Source organism: Sporosarcina sp. FSL K6-5500 (genome assembly GCF_038005665.1).
Taxonomy (GTDB): Bacteria; Bacillota; Bacilli; order Bacillales_A; family Planococcaceae; genus Sporosarcina; species Sporosarcina psychrophila.
In genome coordinates this window covers 2,504,952-2,527,293 of sequence record NZ_JBBOTP010000001.1, presented here as the reverse complement: position 1 = coordinate 2,527,293, position 22,342 = coordinate 2,504,952, and the positions used below count along the sequence as shown (strand labels likewise).

Below are 22,342 nucleotides of genomic sequence, written 5' to 3'. Positions count from 1 at the left end.
GCAAGGCGCCTGCTTAGACGCGACAGGCATAAGTCGATCCAGCGACGTGGCGCTCTTTGCCACATAGCTGGATTGCTTATGACCCGAGCGGCTGGCGCCTGGAGTCTAGACAACGACCCAAGTAGAAAAAACTAATACTTTATCTTAAAAAAAAATGAGGAACGGGGTAACCCCCCGCTCCTCTTACCCAACTACATTATAAGGGGTTTTATTGTTTATGGCTATATTTAACTGAATTATAGACCTTTACCAAACATATAAAGTGCCAAGTCCACACAACGTGCAGAATAAGCTGATTCGTTGTCATACCAAGTAATTACTTTCACCATGTTGTCTTCAAGGACCATCGTTGAAAGACCATCTACAGTAGATGATGAAGTATTTCCGTTATAATCTTTAGAAACTAGTGGGAGTTCATTATAAGCCAAGAAACCTTTTAGCTCATTTTCAGACGCGTTTTTCAATGCATTGTTCACATCAGCAATTGTCACATCTTTCTCAAGTTCAGCGACAAAGTCAACGAGTGAAACGTTTGGTGTTGGAACGCGGACAGCCATACCGTCAAGTTTACCTTTCAATTCAGGAATAACTTTTGTTACAGCTGAAGCTGCGCCTGTCGTAGTTGGAATCATGTTTTCTGCAGCTGCACGAGCACGTCTGTAATCCGAATGCGGTAAATCCAAAATGCGTTGGTCATTTGTGTACGAGTGAATTGTTGTCATTAGACCGCGTTTTATACCGAATTCGTTGTGAAGTACTTTTACAACTGGAGCAAGACAGTTTGTCGTACATGATGCATTCGATACGATGTTATCATTTGCCGGATCGTATGACTCGTGGTTAACACCCATTACAAGTGTCGTGATATCGCCTTTTGCCGGTGATGACAAGATAACTTTTTTCGCACCCGCTTCAAGGTGTTTGTTCAGTCCAGCTCTGTCCGTAAATACGCCTGTCGAATCAACGACAACGTCAACCCCAAGTGTGCCCCATGGTAGCGCTGCTGGATCTTTTTCTGCATATACTTTCACTCTTTTGCCATCGACAATAAGCGTGTCATTATCAAAACTGACTTCCGCGTCAAATACGCCATGTACAGAGTCATACTTCAAAAGATGTGCAAGCATTGCTGCATCCGTCAAATCGTTCACTGCTACAATTTCAATTTCCTCTTGTTTCAAAGCTTCGCGGAATACTTTACGCCCAATCCGTCCAAATCCGTTAATCGCAAGTTTCAAAGTCATAATATATTCCTCCATGTTGTTTTTTTTAGTTTATAGTGAGAAAAGCGCAAGGCGCCGTCCAGCCCCGACAGGCATAAGACGGTTTGCGAGGAGGCGTACTTCAGCCACCACAGCAAAACGGCTTATGACCCAAGGGGTTGGCGCCTGGAGCCTAGACACCGTTCTCTATTAAAAAATTTCTTATAGCTACATTTACACAAAGCCCATCTAAACCTATTCCCTGAAAATACCCGTCTTAGTCATTTATGCGTTTATTTATTGACGAGTATTTTCAGCATTTCAGTTGCTGCACCTTCATCAGTTACTAAAATCGTTTGTTTAGGCGCACTTGCCATATAAGCCAAGATAGCTTCAGCTTTACTGCTGCCGCCTGCGACTGAAATGATAAGCGGAATCTTCTCGAGATGGCCAGTTTGGATACCGATTGTCCGTAATCTGTGGACAACGTTACCATCCTGGTCAAAATAATAACCGAATGCTTCGCCTTTAGCTCCATTGTCTTGGATCATATCTCGCTCTTCTGTAGGCGAATTACGCATAATTGCCATTGTTTGCGCGTCGCCTACTCCATGCAGAACACAATCTGTTGTGTCATAAAGTTCAAGCATTTTCAAGACGGAAGGTTCTTTTCGGAACGCTTCATGGGCTTCTTCGCTTAACGACTCTGGATAATAAAATGTACTATACGTACCTCCACATGCCGAGGCGAATGAGGCCGCAATGACATTCGCTTGCAATCCAATATCATCTCCTACACCGCCTCTTGCAGCGATGAATAGCAGATTATTGGTACCGCTAAATTTTTCGATATGAAGTGGAATCGATGCAATTGTACTTCCTCCAGTGACGGCGACTACTTTGCCCTCGTCAATTTTAGAAGAAAATTGTTTCGCTGCCTCCATACCAAGTAAGCTTTTCGAAGCGGTATCGGTATCGCAGTTACCTGCAACAACTTTGACTGATTGAATGCCAAGGAATTCCATTAGTCTCTTTGCAATAGACGTACGTCCCGACCAGTCTTCCATTGAAGACTCAAGAGCAAGTAAGACAGTCAATCCTTCAGTGGTGATTGAAGCTCCGTCTTTTGCAATAGTAATCAGATTTTGACCCCTTAGCGTATCCATCATGGTCCGCGTTTCCCGCTCCGATAAACCAGCCATCTGACCGAGTGGACGCCTTCCAATTGGACCAGCCATTTTTACAAGCTTTAATATCCGATATCTTTGCTGCATTAACTCCATCATTTCTGGTACGAGTTTACTCTGTGCATCCATCAAAACGTCCAATGGCTGCCCTCCTCTTTACCATAGGGACATATAACGACCCTACATACTGAATAGCGTCCCACATAAAGCAAAAAAATATTTCTAACTTCATTATAGCTCTTTTCATTCGACTTTACAAACAATACAGCATTAATTATCAGAATAAATCAATGATATCAGCGTAGCCAATTGACCCGTAAAGTATAACATCGCCATCTTTTTCAATGACAGGAATCAAAAACATATATTTCTCATGACTTTCATCATCAGTTTCTATATCTACTTTCGTCCACGTCAGCGGGAAATCCTCTTGGACAAGTTTCATCATTAATTCAGCTTCATCACAAAGGTGACAACCTGGTTTTGTGTAAAATTTCACATGCACTCTAATGCACCTCACTACCTCTATAATACCCTCATTATAAAAGAATAATGGGCGGCATGCACAGGATATTGCCTGTGCATGTCACCCGTTATTTTTTTACCAGCTTCGGCCTGCTCCGCCACCACCGCCGGAACCACCGCCACCGAAACCACCAAAGCCGCCGCCGGAATTACCGCCACCACTTCTGCCCCCAATAGAACCAGGGAAGAAAATTGGCCCTCCGCTACGCCGTCCGCCCGAACCGCCTCCGCCTCCTCGGCCTCCTCTATTACTGATAACACGGAAGACAATGTAAATAATGATGAAAAGGATGACGGGGAATGGAATACCGAATCCCCCATCACTTGAGTCGGAATCTATAGTTGTGACGGGCACATCCGCGCCATCCCAGCCATATTCAGCTGCGATTTCATTGTAGAATGATTTATATGCTTCCATGATCGCCATGTCAGGCTGTTGCTTATTCAAATAAGGAACAGCTACTTCATCCATTATACTTCCGACTTTTCCGTCCGGAAGGGCACCCTCTAATCCATACCCGACCGATAGTTCGAAATGTCGTTTACCATCGGAATTTTTCTCTGTTGTAACAACTAGCAAAGCTCCGTTATTTTTTTCCTTATTGCCTAATTTAAATTCCCTAAGCTTCTCTACTGCATATTCCTCAACTGGCTTATCGCCTATGCTCGGGAGGATCAATACCGCAAGTTCCGCTGTCGTAGCATTATTTAATTGAATCCCATATTGCTCAAGTTCCGCTTTCTGTTCAGCGGACAACACATTCGCAGTATCTTGAACGACCGGAACAGCAGCATCAGCCGAAAACACTGCTGAGTTTAACGATGTAAAAACAATCAGACATGCCGTCACCAGTATGCGGACAGCTTTTCTAATCATTCCTTGTCATCTCCAAAATCGACATTCGGCGCTTCATTTGCAGCTGCATCGGCTTTAAAGTATTCCTTTTCATCATATCCGAAAATGGATGCAACGATTTTTCCGGGGAATCTTTTCACTTGCCTATTGTAATTGGCGACTACGTCGTTATAATCCTTACGCGCAACGCCCAGACGGTTTTCAGTTCCGGCCAGTTCATCCATCAGCTTAGTGAAATTTTCATTTGCTTTTAAATCAGGATAATTCTCGACGACGACAAGGAGACGACTAAGCGCACCCGATAAGTCAGCGTTTGCATCCGCTTGTTCTACGGGCCCATTTGCTCCGGCAAGTCTTGCACGGGAATCTGCAATGTCACTGATAATCTCTTTTTCATGGCTCGCGAAACCTTTAACCGTGCTTACCAAGTTCGGTATCAGATCGAGCCTCCGTTGTAGTTGATTTTCAACTTGTGCATACGCCTGGTCCACATCTTCTTCTAAATTAACGAATTTGTTATAACTTGGAACCAGTATCATAGCCAAAACTGCAAGTATGATTACGATTACCGCAATTGGTCCTAAAACTTTTTTCATGTTAACACTCCTCACGAGTTAGTTACTTTCATTTACCCTCTCGAACACCGTGTCGAAACTTTTTCTACAGTAGTATATACAGTATGACGATTGAAAAGGTTTCATTTATTCTAAGGCAACGTTTTTTTATAGCCACAAAAAAACGGCTTCCCATAATGGAAAGCCGACTTTTGTAGAACTTATTTAGATTCAGGTTTAGTTTTAGCTCCGTCTTTCATGTCACTGCGTGTAATAATATGGTCAATTAAACCATATTCTTTCGCACGTTCAGCTGTCATAAAGTTGTCGCGGTCCGTATCTCTCGCAATTACTTCAACCGATTGGCCAGTACGTTCAGCAAGAATCAAGTTTAGTTTTTCACGAGTGAAAAGGATATGTTTTGCAGCAATTTCAATTTCTGTTGCTTGCCCTTGTGCTCCACCTAATGGTTGGTGAATCATTACTTCTGCGTTAGGAAGCGCATAACGTTTCCCTTTAGTACCCGCCGCTAGTAGGAACGATCCCATAGATGCAGCCATCCCCATACAAATTGTTTGGATGTCAGGTTTGATGAATTGCATTGTGTCAAAAATCGCCATACCAGCAGTGACGCTTCCCCCGGGACTATTAATGTAGATGGAAATATCTTTATCCGGATCTTCTGCTTCTAAAAATAGGAGTTGAGCAACGATAGAGTTCGCAACGTTGTCATCGATTCCACTTCCAAGCATGATAATACGGTCTTTCAATAGACGTGAATAGATGTCGTAAGCACGCTCACCGCGGCTAGTCTGTTCAATTACTGTAGGTATTAGATTCATTCTATTTCCTCCTTCAAGCTGGATAGTGTTGTCTACCTATTGAAACATAACTTCGTTTCAACTGTAACTTTATCATACATAGTATGGTCAACGAAGGTCAAATATAACGCTTTCAAAATAAGCATTGCATTCATTGAGCTACACCAGTATAATAAATCTAGTCTGCTGCAAAAGTTAGCCGATTTGTAACGCCCTCGTGGTGCAACGGATAGCACGTGAGCCTCCGAAGCTTAAGATGTGAGTTCGATTCTCGCCGAGGGCATATGATTACAACAATTTTACCCGTCATTGTTCATTCAATGGCGGGTATTTTCTATTCCCAATCACCACGTCATACTACCACGAATTCAAAACGCACCGGTTACAGTCATCCGCAGAAAGAATTGACGGGGTGATGAGAATATGAAAAAACGAAACCAAATTGATTCAGCGCTATTAAACGACATTCTAAGGGTTACCAATCAAGCCAAGCCGCAAACAATTCTATCGACCCAATCAGCCATTGACGAATTCCACCGATTCAACATGGCGAAAGGTTTGTCGGAATGGACAATTTCATCTTATGCAAAGGAAACAAAAACGTTCAACCTTTCGTTGTTTGCGTTATAAATGCATGATGTAAAGAAATATCGAGAGCGTGCTGGCAATGCGAAAGATGTCCAATTTTCACCGCATGAAGAACGACTAGCCGAGATAATAATCGTATTCATCCACAGAAAAATTCACATGGAATCGAACTTATATGAATCAGACTTTTCAAAATGGCGACTAAGCAATATATATTCTAGGAGGAAAAAACATTATGATCATCACACTTTTCTTATGGGGATTAGGGTTAACAGCAATAGCAGCAGTTATCGTAACGATTATAAAAGAAATCGATGGCTCTATTGGTAGGGGCAAGGCCAAGAAGACGCTAGAAAATGTATTGGTGGAACATAAGATAGTGGACTATTACTGGGAGCAATTTGAAGATGGTCAGATACTTCTGCACGATAGGACTTATGGTAGCTTTTATGTAATAGGAAGCAACGGTGGCGCTATTGGAATGTGGTATACAAACATACTGAACGTTGAATTAGTCATTGATGATTCAGTTGCATATCAATCTTCATTAACAAGCGCAACAGGTAGAGCAATTGTTGGTGACGTTTTAGCAGGTAGAGTGGGAGCGATTATTGGTGGAGTAACTGGAAAGAAAAATAGCAGGAAAGTTGTTCATAGGGTTGAAATGATACTTTCATTTAATTCATCAGATTATCCATACAGCAAAATAACTCTTCTCGATAGTCAGCAAGGCGAAGAAATTTCAGGCTATGCATACGAGACTGCATACGCAAAGGGATTACAGTGGAGTAGACGGGTATCAGCGTTACTGAAGTGAAGAGATAACTAATCTATAATAGAAGCCCAGAAACAACCACAGGACGGTTTATATCGATCTTTTAGAAGCCTGTTTATATGGAAGTTTATTATTATTATTGATGATTCATTAATAAAAAAAGGACCTTTTACGGTCCTTTTTTTTGGTACTCTGTCACAACGATCGTCGGCAAATTGTTCAACATTATCGAGAATCGACTATAGTTTTTTATTTAATGGAAATAAAACACAGTCTTTAATCGTATCACTATCCGTTAGTACCATTAATAATCGTTCAATTCCAAATCCCCAACCAGAAATGGGTGGCATTCCATATTCCATAGCTGTTAGATAATCTTCATCCATCTCCATAGCCTCCAAATCTCCATTACTTTTAAGAAGAGCTTGAGCCTCCAGTCTTCTTCTTTGTTCAAGTGGGTCAACCAACTCTGAATAGGCATTAATAATTTCCGCACCATTCACCACTAATTGGAACCGGTCTGTAAGAGCAGGGTTTTGATCATTGGCCCTAGCTAGTGGGGACAAGTCAATAGGATGTCGGATTAGAAATGTCGGTTTAACTAGTTGTGGCCGACACATTTTTTTGTAAAGAAGATCAATAAAATTACCTCTCCCTAAAGATTCAATATCAGTATGTTCCAAGTCCATATTAACCCTCAATGTTGCTTGATATAAATCCTCAACATCAGGATAAAGATCTATATCAATCCCTGTGTCTTTTAAGATTAAATCCCTGAAAGAGACAATATCCCATTCAAGTGAAAAATTTATTGTTTGACCCCGGATGGTAATGGTAGTCGTATTAAAGATTTGATCCAGGACAAACAGAACCATATTACGCATTAATTTCATTGTATCCTCATAATTCCAATATGCCGCATACCCTTCAACCATTGTAAATTCTTGAAGATGTTGAGGACTAATCCCCTCGTTCCTAAAACACTTTGCAAATTCAAAAACTTTGGTAAATCCACCTACAATTAACCTTTTTAAATAGGTTTCCGGTGCAATACGTAAATTTAGTTCTGTATCTAAAGAGTTATGATAGGTCCTAAAAGGCTTAGCTAACGCCCCCGAGGAAGTATGCTGTAAAACTGGTGTTTCTACTTCTAAAAATTCCTGGTCCTCAAAGAACCTGCGAATGGCACGTACCATTTTGGTTCTAGCTAGTAAGCGACTTTGTGTGTCTTTTGTCACCATTAAATCTAAATAACGCTGTCTATATCGAAGTTCAACATTGCTTAAACCGTGCCATTTTTCTGGAAGAGTCCGTAACGCCTTCCCAAGAAACACATAACTTTCGATACGAAGTGTTTTCTCATTCGTTTTAGTCGTATACATACATCCTTCCACACCGATAAAATCTCCCATATCCAATAAATTGTGAAACTGATTATAAGGTTCCTCACCAATCTCATCCTTTTTCAACAGAAGTTGTACGCTTCCTTGTATGTTTGAAATAGTAATGAAACTTAATTTACTGAAGTTTCTAATGCTCATTATTCTTCCAGCAACTCGGACCCCAGAAGTTCCGTCTTCGAGTTGAGCAGCTTCATAAATTTCATTATTTGTAGAAAACCTTTCAGGATATACTGAAATCCCTTGCGATTTTAAAGTCTCTAATTTCTCTATTCTTAAAGCTATTTGTTCATTGCTCATTCTTTTCACTCCATTCTTTTAGTTTGTTTATAATGCTTTTTAAATTATGGATTTATATTTCCAAACAACAAAAAAACTCCCACCCCCAAGACATTTGTCTTGAGGACGGGAGTTTATAGCTCCGCGGTACCACCTCAGTTTATTGATATGTCGCCATATCAACCTCTTCGAGTACGTCAATTTTCTAATAATTGATTATACCCTATCTCTTTAACGGGAGATCCCGTCGCAGTATCACTAAGAATGCTCTTAGATCCGTGCGAAGCTCCAAGACTTTTTTTCATTAAGATCATTATTACTCCTTCCCACCTACCGGAGCTCTCTGAAAATAATTAATCAAAATTACTCTTCTCTTCATAGCCGTACATTATATATTGATTGAAAATAATTTAGCATAATTAAATGGAATAGTCAATTTCTATTTGACGGGTTGCAGTGACAGTTCGACCTTGCCCTCGCAGTTTGTCAGGATGCCATGACAGTTCCCGACTTTGCCCTTACAGTTTAACACGTTGCCATGACAGTTCGCCCTTCCCCTCACAGTTTACCGTGATGCCATGACAGTTGCCGACTTTCCCCTCACAGTTTGTCGGGATGCCATGACAGTTCGACCTTGCCCTTGCAGTTTACCGCGTTGCCATGACAGTTGTCGACTTTGCCCTTACAGTTTGATGCGTTGCCATGACAGTTCGACCTTGCCCTCACAGTTTACCGCGATGCCATGACAGTTGCCGACTTTGCCCTTACAGTTTACCGGAATGCCATGACAGTTCGATCTTGCCCTCACAGTTTACCGCGATGCCATGACAGTTCCCGGCTTTCCCCTTACAGTTTGACAAGATCCCCTCACAATTCACCAAGCTACCATGACTTCAAGCCCTATCCTCATGACTAATACAATCCAGTCTCCATAAAAAAACCGTTACCACTTGTCGTTTGACAGCGCTAACGGTGATTGTTTTATTTAATTGCCATTTTCAACAAGTACTGCGAGTGATTCTAGCGCCTGTTCCTCGTCAATTCCTTCTGCAATCAACGTAACAGTCGTGCCGCGCGCGATGGCTAGGCTCATGATCCCCATTATACTTTTAGCATTTACTTGGCGTTCTTCTTTTTTCAAAAATACATCGGACAAAAACCTATTTGCCTCTTGGACAAAAAGTGCTGCTTGCCTTGCTTGCAATCCTGATTTCAACTTCACTTCAACTATTCGTTCTGCCATGACAGCGCCAGCTCCTCTCTTGGTTCGACAGCGGATTTACCGACTACCGATTCCCCCATTGCGAAGATTTTCCGCAATTTCTTCGATTTTTCTTAAGCGATGGTTCACACCTGATTTACTTACCATTCCACCCGAAACCAGTTCTCCAAGTTCCTTCAACGTAATATCCTGATTGTCGACCCGAAGCCTTGCGATTTCTTGTAATCTATCTGGTAATTCAGCAAGTCCAATCGTACTTTCAATAAACTTTATATTTTCAACTTGGCGCTGTGCTGCACCAATTGTTTTATTCATATTCGCGGTTTCACAATTCACAAGCCTGTTCACACTATTTCGCATATCGCGTATAATTCGTACATCTTCAAACTTCATTAAGCTCACGTGCGCGCCGACAATACTAAGGAAATCCGATATTTTTTCAGCTTCTTTCAAATAAGCAATATACCCTTTTTTCCGTTCAATCGACTTCGCATTCAAATGGTATTTGTTCATCAAATCGACTAAGTCTTCACTATGTTCTTTATATATCGAAAAGATTTCAAGGTGATAAGAAGATGTTTCCGGGTTATTCACGGAACCCCCTGCCAGAAAAGCCCCCCGCAGATAAGCGCGTTGACAGCATCTCTTTTTAACCAATTCCTTTGAAATCTCATTTTTAAATTGAAATGTTCCCGTCAGGATTAGTAGTTCTTCCAAAAGAGCTTTTGCTCCACCTCTAATCCGGCAAATGTAAACGTTGTTTTTTTTCAAGCGCATCTTTTTTCGAACAAGCAACTCTACTTTATAAGGATACAACCGTTTTAAATTCGTATACAGGCGTCTGGCAATCGCTGCATTTTCAGTTTGTACGTCCAAACTTAACTGTTTATTAGAAAAGGAAAGTGCACCATTCATCCTAATGAACGCCGCAACTTCTGCCTTTATACAACAGTCATCCGCTTCTATCTGTGTCATTTCCTTTTTTGTTTCTGAAGCAAAAGACATGATTCTTCCCCTTTCTCGGCGACGATCACGTCTGTTCCGTTTCGATCCCATTTTCCATATAATCTATAAGCCATTTAGCCACTTTCTCGGAATCATGTATGATTGTTCCATTTAATAATAAGCAAATGTCTTTTACTACGATATTTGGTACAAGTTGTTGAAGCGTTTCCAAATCGTTTTCGACAGGCCAGGGAGGTCCCGTCCATTCTACACCGCCCTGCAACGTAGAAAATTCTGTGCCGTTCAATAAAACCGTGTCGATAAAAGGTTCACCCGCATGATCATACAATGCCTGTACATGCTCCGAAGCGGTATAGCGGTGTGTTTCTCCTGCTTGTGTCGTCAAGTTGTTAATATACACCTTTTTTGCCTTACATGACAAGACCGCTTTACGAATTGATTGGACAAGAAGTGCGGGCAAGATGCTTGTATATAGGCTGCCTGGGCCAATAATGATCAGGTCAGCAGAATTTATTGCCTCTATTGTTTCAGGTAACGGTTCAACTTCTTGTGGTGATAAATACACTTTGCGAATTTTACGTTCGTAAACCGGTATTTTCGATTCACCCGTCACGATTGTACCGTCTTCGAGTTCTGCGTGCAATGTGATCCGCTGATTAGCGGCTGGTAATACTTTCCCTTTTATGTTTAGCACCCTGCTCATTTGTTCGACTGCACGTGCGAAATCACCTGTGATATCCGTCATAGCAGCCAGCATAAGATTGCCAAGTGAATGACCTTTCAAATCCTCTGAAGTAGCAAAGCGGTATTCAAACATTTCTTCGATTAATGGCTCCACATCTGAAAGCGCTGCCATCACTTTGCGAATATCACCCGGAGGTGGTATGTCATATTCGTCAAGAAGTCTGCCCGAACTGCCGCCATCATCAGCTACTGTAACGACCGCAGTCAAATCGACAGGGTAATTTTTCAATCCGCGTAGCAAAGTGGATAAACCAGTTCCGCCGCCTAACACAACGACTTTCTTCAAGTTCCCGGATTTCGGCATAGCGTCAATCCTTTCTTTTTTCAATATCCCTATGGGTGATGAGTGTCCGGTACTCGTCTTTGAACCGGCTTCCGAAAAATTCAGCGAGTGTTACAGAACGGTGTTGACCTCCTGTACAGCCGAATGCAATCACAACTTGTGATTTTCCTTCATTTTTATATTGTGGAATTAAGAACTTAAATAAGTCCGTTAGTTTTTCAATAAGGATTTGAGTATCTTTCCATTTCAGTACATAGTCATAAACTTCTTTCTCGAGTCCCGTCTTCGGTTTCAAATCCTCAATATAGAAAGGATTTGGTAGGAAACGCACGTCAAACACAACATCTGCATCAATTGGCATGCCATGTTTAAAACCGAAAGAAAGGAAGTTTAGTGTAAAACCAAGATCATCCTTAGAGGAGAACTCAGCCATTATTTTTTCTCTCAATGCCCTTGGTTTTAAACTTGTAGTGTTGAATATCGAGCGTGCACGGCCTTTCATCTCAGACAACAGCAGGCGCTCTTTCTTTATACCTGCTAAAGGCAATCCGCCTGCCGATAATGGATGTGACCTTCTCGATTCCTTATAGCGTCGAACAAGCGTCTCATCGTCTGCATCAAGGAATAATATTCGTGATGATACACCCTGCATTTCCAAAAGGTCATCCAGAGCACCAATGAGCGAATCAAATAGGTCACCTCCACGCGTATCCATTACAGCGGCTATCCGTTTCATTTGATTTTCCGATTTCATCATCAAATTCAGAAACATAACTAATAGCTCTGGAGGCAAATTATCGATGCAATAAAATCCAAGATCTTCAAAGCTCTGCACTGCAACCGTCTTACCTGCACCCGACATCCCCGTAATAATAACTATTTCAATATCGCTGCTTGGCTTCCCTATTTCAGTCATTGTCCATCACCTTCCACAGAATTTTGGATTTCCTCTTTCAAGAGTTTAAATTCTTCGGTATAAAAGAACGTTCCATACTGTATCCCACTCTGAGATACTGCAAACAGTAAATTGGTTCGATCCCCTTCTGCCATCGGAAGTGTCTCTAAGCTTTCAACAGGATGCCATTCCAATACTCCTTCAATTGTCGTTTCAAACGGTTTACCTACTAAGTCAAAAGCAATGAATGTGTGGAGCATCCATTCGTTTTTCACAGTCTCCCCAGTTTCATCTGTAATCATCATTGTGTAGACGCCTTTTAACAATGGACTAATCGGTACAGCACCGGTTTCTTCCGTGAATTCTCTGACGGCTGTTTCGTAAACCGATTCACCCGGATCCATCTTTCCACCAGGAGCTACATACCACCCGCGACGAGGTTTTTTTAACAGTAATACATGATTATCTTTTACTACAAGTAAATTTACGATTCTCTGCATTTGTCTAACCCCACTTTTTATAAACGCATAGTATCATTATACATCGAACCGTTGTAAAACGACAAAAAAAAGGCAACCCATCGGATAAACCGATAAATTGCCTTTCAAAATTTACTTTATCAAAAGGGGGGTCAATTGATACTTTTACTATACCCTTTAGACATTGCATTTCTGTTACAGCTACATTAAGGTTACATTAAGCTTTTGCGCCTAATTTCTCCATCAATTCCTCAACGTATTTCTGGACAGCCTGCGCAGCAATACTACCGTCTCCAGTAGCCGTTACAACTTGACGCAATAATTTTTCACGAACATCCCCTGCAGCATAAATACCAGGTACAGATGTTTCCATGATTTCGTTTGTTGCAACGTAACCATTTTCGTCAAGAATACCAAGTTTAGCAAATGGAGCAGTTAACGGGTCCATTCCGATATAAACGAACATGCCATCCGCTTCAAATACCCTTTCAGAACCATCGACAGTTGAAACAAGTGTCACGGAACCAACTTTTCCTTCTCTAGCATTTACTTCTTTCACAGATGAATTCCAGATGAATTCAATCTTGTCGTTTGCAAATGCACGGTCTTGAAGAATTTTTTGTGCACGTAATTCACCGCGGCGATGAACAATTGTCACCTTATCTGCAAACCGTGTCAAATAAGTTCCCTCTTCTACGGCAGAATCGCCACCGCCTACAACAACGAGCTCTTTCTTACGGAAGAATGCTCCATCACAAACCGCACAATAGCTTACGCCACGGCCTGTAAGTTCAGCTTCTCCGGGAATACCCATTTTTTTGTATTCAGCACCTGTCGTAATAATAATCGCACGGGCTTTATACTCTTTATCCCCGACGACTATCGTCTTGTAACTTTCTCCATCAATAACATCTGTAACATCGCCATAAGCATATTCAGCACCAAACTTACGCGCGTGATCAAACATTTTTGTAGAAAGGTCCGGACCTAGTATATGTTCGAATCCTGGGTAGTTTTCAATTTCTTCCGTATTAGCCATTTGACCGCCTGGAATTCCCCGTTCAAGCATTAACGTTGAAAGGTTCCCACGAGATGTATAGACAGCAGCCGTCATCCCCGCAGGGCCGGCACCAATAATAATGACATCATAAATTTTTTCAGTTGTCATGTGAATTTCCTCCTCTACAACATTTACACACCAAATCGTATAGGATACCTAAGTTCCATTCAACTTTTCTGCTTACAACGAAAAGCGGAAGGCGCCGTCTAGACGCGACAGGCATAAGTCGATCCAGCGACGTGGCGCACTTTGCCACATAGCTGGATTGCTTATGACCAAGCGGCTGGCGCCTGGAGTCTAGACACTAAGAAAAGCGTAAGGCGCCGTCCAGCCCCGACAGGCATAAGAAGTTTTGCGAGGAGGCGTACTTCAGCCCCCACAGCAAAATGGCTTATGACCCGAGGGGTTGGCGCCTGGAGCTAGACACCGAGAAAAGCGAAAGGCGCCTTAAAAAGGAACGCAGCCTAAGTACGCCACTTCCTGTGGCAACAGCTGCATGACCTACATCCTGTAGGCCCCCGACAGGCATAAGACGGGCGGGCTAAGCGGCGTTCTTTGCGGAATAGCCTGACTGACTTATGTCCCGAGGAGTTGGCGCCTGGAGCTAGACACCAAGAAAAGCGCAAGCGCCTTGGTAGACCCGAAAAGCGCTGGAGGGCCTTAAGATAAAGGCGCTCTTTGCCTTTAACTTAAGGACTGAAGCGACTCGAGGGTCTAGGCGCTGGAGCTAGACACTATTCTAAGTCAAAAAAACGTATACTCTCTTACCAATATATGTCGAACTAATGATTCTATATAATCTCCAGCGAAGGCGCCTCATAGGGGTAGCCGAGCGTTGTTGAGAGGATTCTTTATGTCAACATATATATTAAGAAAAGTGAAAGACATTAGGCATCAAATTGTGGTAAATACTCAATCAATTCTCCGACATACTTCGTCAGCGTCGGGACTGATATTCCGAATTCCTTTGCGATCGCTGTTTTTGTTACATCCGGATAACGGGATGACTGGAACATATAATCTGCTGCGGCTGCAAGTGCCGCCGGGTTTCTAAACAAATAAGATCGACTTAATGCAGTTTCGCAAAGTGTGAACCACATTTGAAACAGATGAGATGCTTGTTTATCGAGCGGACAATATTTGTTGTAAAGTAAGTCGGTCGTTTCAAGCGCTCGCATAAATGACTTATCAAAGTTGGTTTCCGGCATGAATTCATAATCGAGACCACTTGCCAGAAAAAGCCGCTCGTAGTCACTCAGTTTTTCCATTTCAATATAAGATGGATGTGAGATAATTTCCTGCTTGTGACCTGACTTTCCAAGAAGATAAAAACCAAACATCCTTTCACTTCTGTAGGTGTTGGCAATTTTACTTAGTAAAAATTCCCTATCCTGCTCAAGTGAATCTGACGTGATAATCTCTTGGACACCATTCCACGGCTCGTAACCCGCCTTCGATGGATCCAGTTCAATCAGCTTTGCATATGCTTCTCGCGCAACTTTTTCATGTCCAGAGAAATAAGCGGAATGGGACAGCCAGAAGTAGTAGCCTGTGTCCCCTTCAAACCCTCTCTTTTGTAGACTTCTGAGCCAATTATAAGCTTCTTTATGTCTTCCAATAAGCGCAAACGTCGCGCCGAGTTTATAGCGATTTTCAAATTGATACGGTTTAATTTTCACAAGCAAAGCAAGTAGGGACTCCAATTCCTCTTCCTTCTTTTCGTAATAATAAAAGACCGCCAGATTACAAAGTGCATGGATATTTCCTTTATTACGATTTAAAACATCATGAAGTAACTTACTAGCTCGCTCGTTTTCCCCGATATAAAAATAAGCCAGAGCTAAATTGTTATAAGCCGCCCAAAACTCCGGATAATCGACAATAATCGACTCAAGTAATTCCACGGCCGCCTTGAATTCACCTGACTCCATAAGTCGGCGTGCCTTTTCCTGTAAAAAGAATACTTCACCGTCCGGCATTTCATCATCATTAAATGACTCTTCCTGTTCTGCGAAATCAATAATTTCCATTGAATCATCAGCAAATGGACCATCAGGATCAATTAATATATATTTTTCCGCATACATTTTTGCATCCCGCAGCATACCAAGATGGGCATGCACTTCTGCCAAATAGAATATAATTTCCTCTTCCGAAGGTGCGAATGAGTTTGCAGTCATTAGCAGTTCATGAGCTTCCTCAAAACGTCCCTCTTCCATGACGAGCACGCCATATTCCATGAGGATTTTCCAATCTTCAGGACTAAGCTCTGATGCTCTTTTCAAATACCGCTGTGCATCTTCAAAACGATCGCGTTGCATCGCCTGAATCGCTTTATTATAATAAAATTCACCGTCTGGAATGAACGAAATAATTTTTTTATCATGCTTGTTACGTAGTTTATCCAATCATATTCCCCCGAAAAAATAAGAAGGAACGCAAAGCACGTTCCTTCTCGTATTGTCCCCCATTATACCATAAGATACATCGGCACTATCCGTTTTCATTTTTTTGTTGTCGCTCAATCATCTGCTCCAGTGTAAAGATGATCTTAACCGGATTGCCACCAGCAAACACACCTGGTGGGATATCACGGTTTACGAGAGAAGCAGCAGAAATAATTGCCCCATCTCCAATTTCCACTCCGGGAAGAATTGTCGTATTTGCTCCAATTAATACGTTCTTTCCAATAATGACATCTCCTATACGATACTCATCTATTAAGTATTCATGTGCAAGGATTGTCGTATTGAAGCCAATGATTGAATTGTCACCGACTTTTATCCTCTCAGGGAACATGACATCAGGCATCACCATAAGGGCGAAAGATGTCTTATTCCCAACTTCCATTTTCAAAAATGTGCGGAACAAAAAGTTCTTCATCGGGATGAAAGGTGTGTACCTCGATAATTGGATAACAGCAAAGTTTTTTGCAACTTTGAAAAAAGGAACCGTCTTGTAAATATGCCAAAGTGAATTTGCTCCCTCTCGTGCGGGATACCTTTCAGTACGTCTCAATCTTTTTCGCCTTTAACCAATTGGAGTAGTTCCGAAATATGCTGCAACATGTAATCTGGGTTGAATGTTTGTAAAAAGGCTTCCCCTTTTGCCGACCATGCGACACCCGCTGTACGGACCCCTGCATTTTGCCCACCAACTATGTCATGGTAGTTATCCCCGATCATAAGGGCTTCATCCGCGTTGGCTCCCAATCGTTCGAGTGCTAGTAAAATCGGTTCTGGATCAGGCTTCGTTTTCGTTACATCATCCATTGCAATGACTTCGTCAAAAACCCCTTCCACATCAAGGAGTTCTAACCCTCTCATAATCATATCTTTTCTCTTGGTCGAGACAATCGCCATTTTCATGCCCGCTGCCTTCAACAACCTCATCGTTTCAGAAACACCGTCAAACTCAATTGAAAGTTCGTCATGCATTGATTTATTCCATGCTCTATATTCTTCAATCAGTTGCTCCGTCTTTTCAGGTTCAACCGAATCGAATGATTCATACAATGTTGGCCCTAAAAACGGTAGTATATCGATTCGTTCATATTTCCCCGGGTAATGATTACCAAGGACATATTGGAATGTCTGGATGATCAATTCATTCGTATCCAGTAATGTTCCGTCAAAATCAAATAGTAGTGTAGTAATTGGTTTAGCCATCTGCAACCGGAACCTCCTTTTTTTTCTGTTGTTCAGCCCGTTTCCAGACATATGCGACAATGATCGTCAACACGAAAGCTGTTACGACCCGGATAATCAGTAATGGCAGAATCGGAATGCCTAGTGGGATAAAAATCAGTGTATCTTCTATAACTGCATGACAGGCGACTAGAAAGATGAATGCCAGTGTTGCGTCTTTCTTGCTCACACCATCCTCTTGTACGGCCTGTATCATAACGCCAGCACCATAAGCGAGACCGATAACCAAACCGGCAACAAGTGTCATCGACGCATTGGATTGTACGCCAATTACTTTCGTGAAGGGTGCCAGTTTCTCCGAAAATTTCTGCAAATAATTACGATCTTTCAAGAACTGAACAATAATCATAAGTGGAATAACAATTATGGCAAGCTGAAGAACTCCAAATGACGCTTTCTGAACACCTAACAGTCCAATTTCTAACCAACCATCTGGTATATCCGTAACTTTCGGAGTCATTCCGTAACGTGCTGTCTCTCCTCCGCCTTGCCACATCAAGTTAATGATAATACCTGACATCGCTGCAAGCCCAAAACGTACCACGAGCACAATCCATAACTTCACACCGACTTTCAGTGCAACGCCTGTTTCAATGAATAGATTATGTGAAAATGACAACATGATGGCGATGATGAATACTTCCTTCACAGTCATTTCCAACGATAAAATCCCTGCAATTCCCGCATATAAATTGAGTGCATTACCAAGCACTAACGGGATTGCAGCTTCTCCACTAAGACCGAATATCCCCATAAACGGTGCAACAAGTTTAATAAGCCACGGTAACACGGGTGTATGCTGTAAAATGACGACGAGTACTGTGATTGGAAAGATGATTTTCCCCAGCGTCCACGTTGTCCGAAGTCCTGCCTTTAATCCATTTTGAAGCGTCCCCATTCCCCAAACTCCTTCTTATTTATCTTGATACTTCACATTTACTTTCTGAACGTATCTTCTTACTATGAATACCGCGATAGCAACAATGATTGTGATAACCGATACTAGCTGCGCCGCCCGAAGTTCACCGATGACATATAAGCTGTCTGTTCGCATCCCCTCAATGAAGAAGCGTCCAGCAGAATACCAGACAAGGTAAAATAAAAACATTTCGCCGCGCTTCAAATTCACCTTGCGCAACAAGATAATGATGATAAGTCCCACAATATTCCACATAGATTCATAAAGGAATGTCGGATGATACGTCACGCCTTCAATCGTCATTTGGTTCATAATCCAATCAGGAATAATCGTTGTTTCAAGGAACTTTTCTGAAACAGGACCTCCGTGCGCTTCCTGATTCATGAAATTGCCCCAACGACCGATAATTTGACCAATCAGCAGTCCAGCTGCTGCGATATCGACCACTTTCCAGAATGAAATACCTCTCTTTTTCGTGAAGAAGTATGTCGTAATGAAGGCACCAATTAATGCACCATGGATAGCGATGCCGCCTTGCCAAATTTGAATAATTTGTCCCGGATTGTCTTTATAATAATCCCACGAGAAAATAACATAGTAGATTCGCGCACTAACAATCGCGATTGGAACGGCCCAAATGAGCAGATCCGTCAAAAAGTCCGGATGCATCCCGCGCTTAACCATTTCCTTTTGAACAACAATGAATGCGAGGACAATCCCCAGCGCAATTAAAATCCCATACCACCTGACTTCAAGCGAACCTAGCGAAAATGCAATCGGGTTTATTGCCAGTACATTAAACATGTATTAACCTATCCTTTCTCTATCAATCATTTACTTTCGATTCACTTTAATTTCATCAGCAAGTTTTTTCGTAAACTCCTCTGCTGCATTGACTCCAAGTTTTTTCATTCGATAATCCATTGCCGCAACTTCAATAATAACGGACAAGTTACGCCCAGGTCTTACCGGCACAGTCAGCTTCGTCAATTCTGAATCCATAATTTTCATCTTTTCTTCATCAATACCAAGCCGATCATAAATTTTATCCTGATCCCAAAATTCAAGATCGACGATAATTAAAATTCGTTTATCGCTCTTCACGGCGCTGGCTCCGAACAATGTCATCATATCTACAATCCCGACTCCACGGATTTCAAGCATATGTTCAAGTAGTTTTGGTGCATTTCCAATCAACACATTTTTTGCTACCTGTCTAATTTCCACAAGGTCATCAGCCACAAGTCGATGGCCCCTTTTCACAAGTTCAAGCGCTGTTTCACTTTTACCTACACCACTCTTACCCGTGATCAGTATCCCTATTCCATAAACATCTACAAGCACTCCATGAATGGCTGTCATTGGTGCAAGTCTGCCACTTAGATAATTCGTCAGCATGCCCGAAAATCGCGTCGTTGGAACATCCGTTTTCAAGACAGGAATGCCTTGATTTTCAGCAGCCTCAATCAATTCAACCGGCACTTCCATTTCATGCGCCACAATGATGGCCGGCGTAGTTTCTGAACAGAGTCTTTTCATCCGATCTATCCGTTCTACTTCGGTTAAGTTCGCGAAAAATGATAGCTCTGTCTTACCCAATAGTTGAACACGATCCGCTAGGTAGTAATTGAAATAACCAGCCATTTCAAGGCCTGGTCTTGAAATATCACTCGTATGTATCTCACGCTCGATGCCGGCTTCGCCTGCGCATAGTTCAAGAAAAAGTTTTTCTTGTGCGTCCTTTACTGTTACATAAGACATTAACTCGCCCCTTTTCTATATATTCCAAACGTCTATAGCCTATTTTACCATGCTCTTTTTCAAATGAAATGATTTAGTGCCGAAACTGTCTACCTCTATACTCTTTTTCCATATATAGAGGATAAGGAGGGGAAGATTTTGACGACAATAATGATTGATGCAGGGCACGGTCCCAAGACAGCGGGAACACACTAAACAGATGGACTATTGCAGGAATTCAGCTTTTAACAGCTTATAATCGAACAGACCGCGGCGTGAAGAAAGCGAACTACGCTGTCCTACGTGAAACCCCGACGCCTGCGATACTTATTGAGTGCGGATTCATGACAAATTGAGAAGAAGCCGTGTTATTAATGAAGAAAGCATATAGACTTCAGTGTGCAAGGGCAATTGCTCACACACTATCAACTTAGATTTATCAAGAGAATAAATATTTTTTGATAGGGAGTAAGCAATTGTCGTGGTAACTATCAAAACCGACAGAGTTCTTTTCCCGATTTAATGGCTTTATAATCAGCACTTATCAAATAGAATGTTCTTCCAATACCGCTTTATCGCTTGATGATGGCCTCACGCTTGTCGCTCCTTCGCTAGATTTGTTCATTATACTATTGAGGTATACCACCTAGTTAACTCCAAATAGGTAGTACCGAATATATAATCGGCAATTTCATTTCAATTAAAAAGGACTGTTGCTACACCGATTTCGGTGTAGCAACAGTCCTTTTTATTTCTTTATACTTTTTTCGCGTTATAACAAACGAGAACAGAACCCGTTTTCGCTTCACCAAAAATGTGTAACGGAGATGGATTTCCTTCTACGTCCTTTTTAAAACGAATTGTCCGATGTAGCAATTGTTCCTGCTCGACAGTCCGATCGACATCTTCAAGTTTTAAGTCCAATCGGCCCATATTGGACGCAATTTCACCTGACAGAGCGACTCCTGTTGGAATGTAAATTTCAACTGTACCGCTCATTGTTTTTGCTTCGATTTTCTCAGCTGCAAGATCTGTCGTTGTAACCACGACATGTCCGTTTAAAGATTGTGCCTCCACATCTTTCACAGCGCCATCGATGTACACACGGCCGTTGAGTGTTTCTGCTTCAATTGTAGTAGCAGTCACATCGTTTAGACCGATTGAGCCATTCACAGTTTCAAATTCACCATTTTTGAACGTCAAGCCAGCAATCTCGATTTTCCCGTTTGCAGTCTTCACTTTTACCTTTTCAGCAGTGGCATCTTTCATTTTAAATGAGCCGTTCAGCAAACGTGCGGAAATTCTCGCGTAATCCTTTTTCGGAATGAATAATTCAACATTTACTTGAACCATTTTCAAATCGCTTGAAATTCTTATTTTCCCTTCGTCATTAACAAACAATAACTTTTCAAGAAAATCTTTTTTCGCTTTTTCTTCTGACTCACTATTGTAGGTTTTCACCGTGAAATCTGCCCGTATTTCTTCTGTTTCACCAGTATGGATTGTCACTTTTCCGTTGTCGATATCAATGATAACTTCGTCGATTTCGGTTGCCGGCTTAGTTATTGTATGGTCAAACGTAACCGTATTACCAAATGGAGAATCAAATTCGAATGATTTCACTTTTTGAACAGCGCTCTGCATGAATTGCATGAATCTATCGCCGACGTTGGTAAAATCTTTAGTCAAATCTTCAAGGAATTCATCCATAGAAGGCTGATCTTGATCCTTGTCTTCGATAATAGGCTCAGCCTTTTCGAATGGATCTACTTTTTCTTGCTGTTTTGGTTCACTATATTGTTTTTCCAATTCTTGTGCCTTTACAGTGGTCTGTTTAGCTTCTGGGCTTTTTTCCACTTGACCAGTTTTCCCTAATGTTTCTAGAAGTGTCAATGCTTCCTCGGTCGTGATCGTACCGTTTTCCAGCATTGCTAAAATCCGTTTCCGTTCATTTTGCATCATTACGCCTCCTAGTATTGTGGTGTTCCGGATTTCTCCGTTATTTTATGACTAACTAGTAAAGGTTGAAATAAAGAATCCCATTAAATTCGCAACTGCTCCCCTTATAAGGCGCCTTCGCACAGTTTATATAGGTATTCATTTGTTCAACATACTATATATACGAATGGATGTGGAAAAG

General features: G+C 41.7%; 23 protein-coding genes, 1 tRNA gene and 1 other annotated feature. Of the genes, 4 read left to right on the top strand and 20 right to left on the bottom strand.

Annotation, left to right across the window (positions count from 1 at the left end; all coding sequences use genetic code 11):
• Positions 1–236 precede the first annotated feature (236 nt).
• From gap to clpP, 6 genes are all read right to left on the bottom strand, one after another.
• Positions 237–1,244 carry a type I glyceraldehyde-3-phosphate dehydrogenase gene (gap, locus tag MKX62_RS12115; RefSeq protein WP_067206007.1) on the bottom strand — a complete coding sequence of 336 codons (1,008 nt, stop codon included), beginning with the start codon at positions 1,242–1,244 and terminating at the stop codon, positions 237–239.
• A gap of 251 nt (positions 1,245–1,495) precedes the next feature.
• Complete coding sequence (locus tag MKX62_RS12110) at positions 1,496–2,530, bottom strand: sugar-binding transcriptional regulator (RefSeq protein ID WP_082786484.1); 1,035 nt, start codon at positions 2,528–2,530, stop codon at positions 1,496–1,498.
• Positions 2,531–2,666: 136 nt separating this feature from the next.
• Positions 2,667–2,894 carry a glutaredoxin family protein gene (locus MKX62_RS12105; protein ID WP_340741513.1) on the bottom strand — a complete coding sequence of 76 codons (228 nt, stop codon included), beginning with the start codon at positions 2,892–2,894 and terminating at the stop codon, positions 2,667–2,669.
• Positions 2,895–2,990: 96 nt separating this feature from the next.
• Positions 2,991–3,791, bottom strand: a complete 801-nt coding sequence (locus tag MKX62_RS12100) for a TPM domain-containing protein (RefSeq protein ID WP_067206005.1) — start codon at positions 3,789–3,791, stop codon at positions 2,991–2,993.
• The gene (locus MKX62_RS12095; RefSeq protein WP_340741512.1) at positions 3,788–4,366 is read right to left on the bottom strand and encodes a LemA family protein; all 579 of its coding nucleotides are present in this window, start codon (positions 4,364–4,366) and stop codon (positions 3,788–3,790) included. The genes MKX62_RS12100 and MKX62_RS12095 overlap by 4 nt, the downstream gene beginning before the upstream one ends.
• Positions 4,367–4,545: 179 nt before the next feature.
• Entirely contained in the window at positions 4,546–5,166 is a 621-nt protein-coding gene (gene clpP, locus MKX62_RS12090) for an ATP-dependent Clp endopeptidase proteolytic subunit ClpP (protein WP_067206000.1), read from the bottom strand.
• 190 nt (positions 5,167–5,356) lie between these two features.
• On the opposite strand from clpP, the gene MKX62_RS12085 reads away from it, so the two are divergent.
• From MKX62_RS12085 to MKX62_RS12075, 3 genes are all read left to right on the top strand, one after another.
• Positions 5,357–5,428: transfer RNA gene (locus MKX62_RS12085), tRNA-Arg, on the top strand.
• 140 nt (positions 5,429–5,568) lie between these two features.
• A complete protein-coding gene (locus MKX62_RS12080) occupies positions 5,569–5,775 on the top strand; it encodes a hypothetical protein (protein ID WP_340741511.1) in 207 nt (68 codons plus the stop codon).
• Positions 5,776–5,968: 193 nt separating this feature from the next.
• Positions 5,969–6,550, top strand: a complete 582-nt coding sequence (locus MKX62_RS12075) for a hypothetical protein (protein WP_340741510.1) — start codon at positions 5,969–5,971, stop codon at positions 6,548–6,550.
• Positions 6,551–6,747: 197 nt separating this feature from the next.
• On the opposite strand, the gene lysS is transcribed toward MKX62_RS12075, so the two are convergent.
• The 13 genes from lysS to hprK all read right to left on the bottom strand — a co-directional run bounded on the left by lysS (position 6,748) and on the right by hprK (position 20,223).
• Positions 6,748–8,208, bottom strand: coding sequence for a lysine--tRNA ligase (gene lysS, locus MKX62_RS12070; RefSeq protein ID WP_340741509.1), 1,461 nt, complete (start codon positions 8,206–8,208; stop codon positions 6,748–6,750).
• Positions 8,209–8,306: 98 nt separating this feature from the next.
• Positions 8,307–8,575, bottom strand: a binding site (T-box leader).
• A gap of 597 nt (positions 8,576–9,172) precedes the next feature.
• Positions 9,173–9,430, bottom strand: coding sequence for an HPr family phosphocarrier protein (locus MKX62_RS12065; RefSeq protein WP_067205987.1), 258 nt, complete (start codon positions 9,428–9,430; stop codon positions 9,173–9,175).
• A gap of 36 nt (positions 9,431–9,466) precedes the next feature.
• Positions 9,467–10,414, bottom strand: a complete 948-nt coding sequence (gene whiA / locus MKX62_RS12060; protein WP_149582292.1) for a DNA-binding protein WhiA — start codon at positions 10,412–10,414, stop codon at positions 9,467–9,469.
• Positions 10,415–10,439: 25 nt separating this feature from the next.
• Positions 10,440–11,423 (bottom strand): gluconeogenesis factor YvcK family protein, encoded by a 984-nt coding sequence (locus MKX62_RS12055; protein WP_340741508.1) that lies wholly within the window; start codon positions 11,421–11,423, stop codon positions 10,440–10,442.
• A 4-nt stretch (positions 11,424–11,427) separates the two neighbouring features.
• The gene (gene rapZ / locus MKX62_RS12050) at positions 11,428–12,318 is read right to left on the bottom strand and encodes an RNase adapter RapZ (protein ID WP_067205982.1); all 891 of its coding nucleotides are present in this window, start codon (positions 12,316–12,318) and stop codon (positions 11,428–11,430) included.
• Positions 12,315–12,797, bottom strand: a complete 483-nt coding sequence (locus tag MKX62_RS12045) for an NUDIX hydrolase (RefSeq protein ID WP_067205979.1) — start codon at positions 12,795–12,797, stop codon at positions 12,315–12,317. The genes rapZ and MKX62_RS12045 overlap by 4 nt, the downstream gene beginning before the upstream one ends.
• Before the next feature lie 196 nt (positions 12,798–12,993).
• Entirely contained in the window at positions 12,994–13,944 is a 951-nt protein-coding gene (gene trxB / locus MKX62_RS12040; RefSeq protein WP_067205976.1) for a thioredoxin-disulfide reductase, read from the bottom strand.
• Between the two features lie 779 nt (positions 13,945–14,723).
• On the bottom strand, positions 14,724–16,244 hold the full coding sequence (locus MKX62_RS12035; RefSeq protein WP_067205973.1) for a tetratricopeptide repeat protein: 1,521 nt from the start codon (positions 16,242–16,244) through the stop codon (positions 14,724–14,726).
• 85 nt (positions 16,245–16,329) lie between these two features.
• On the bottom strand, positions 16,330–16,854 hold the full coding sequence (locus tag MKX62_RS12030) for an acyltransferase (RefSeq protein ID WP_067205970.1): 525 nt from the start codon (positions 16,852–16,854) through the stop codon (positions 16,330–16,332).
• Positions 16,851–17,504 (bottom strand): pyrophosphatase PpaX, encoded by a 654-nt coding sequence (ppaX, locus tag MKX62_RS12025; protein WP_187046675.1) that lies wholly within the window; start codon positions 17,502–17,504, stop codon positions 16,851–16,853. The genes MKX62_RS12030 and ppaX overlap by 4 nt, the downstream gene beginning before the upstream one ends.
• Positions 17,497–18,441 (bottom strand): nucleoside recognition domain-containing protein, encoded by a 945-nt coding sequence (locus MKX62_RS12020; RefSeq protein WP_067205966.1) that lies wholly within the window; start codon positions 18,439–18,441, stop codon positions 17,497–17,499. The genes ppaX and MKX62_RS12020 overlap by 8 nt, the downstream gene beginning before the upstream one ends.
• A gap of 15 nt (positions 18,442–18,456) precedes the next feature.
• Positions 18,457–19,266, bottom strand: coding sequence for a prolipoprotein diacylglyceryl transferase (gene lgt, locus MKX62_RS12015; RefSeq protein ID WP_067205964.1), 810 nt, complete (start codon positions 19,264–19,266; stop codon positions 18,457–18,459).
• A 30-nt stretch (positions 19,267–19,296) separates the two neighbouring features.
• Positions 19,297–20,223: an HPr(Ser) kinase/phosphatase gene (hprK, locus tag MKX62_RS12010; protein WP_338653539.1), complete on the bottom strand. Its 927-nt coding sequence runs from the start codon at positions 20,221–20,223 to the stop codon at positions 19,297–19,299.
• A 206-nt stretch (positions 20,224–20,429) separates the two neighbouring features.
• On the opposite strand from hprK, the gene MKX62_RS12005 reads away from it, so the two are divergent.
• Positions 20,430–20,558 (top strand): N-acetylmuramoyl-L-alanine amidase family protein, encoded by a 129-nt coding sequence (locus tag MKX62_RS12005; protein WP_340742576.1) that lies wholly within the window; start codon positions 20,430–20,432, stop codon positions 20,556–20,558.
• A gap of 400 nt (positions 20,559–20,958) precedes the next feature.
• Here MKX62_RS12005 and MKX62_RS12000 read toward each other — a convergent pair whose 3' ends face one another.
• Positions 20,959–22,161: a DUF4097 family beta strand repeat-containing protein gene (locus MKX62_RS12000; protein WP_338653541.1), complete on the bottom strand. Its 1,203-nt coding sequence runs from the start codon at positions 22,159–22,161 to the stop codon at positions 20,959–20,961.
• Positions 22,162–22,342: the final 181 nt, after the last annotated feature.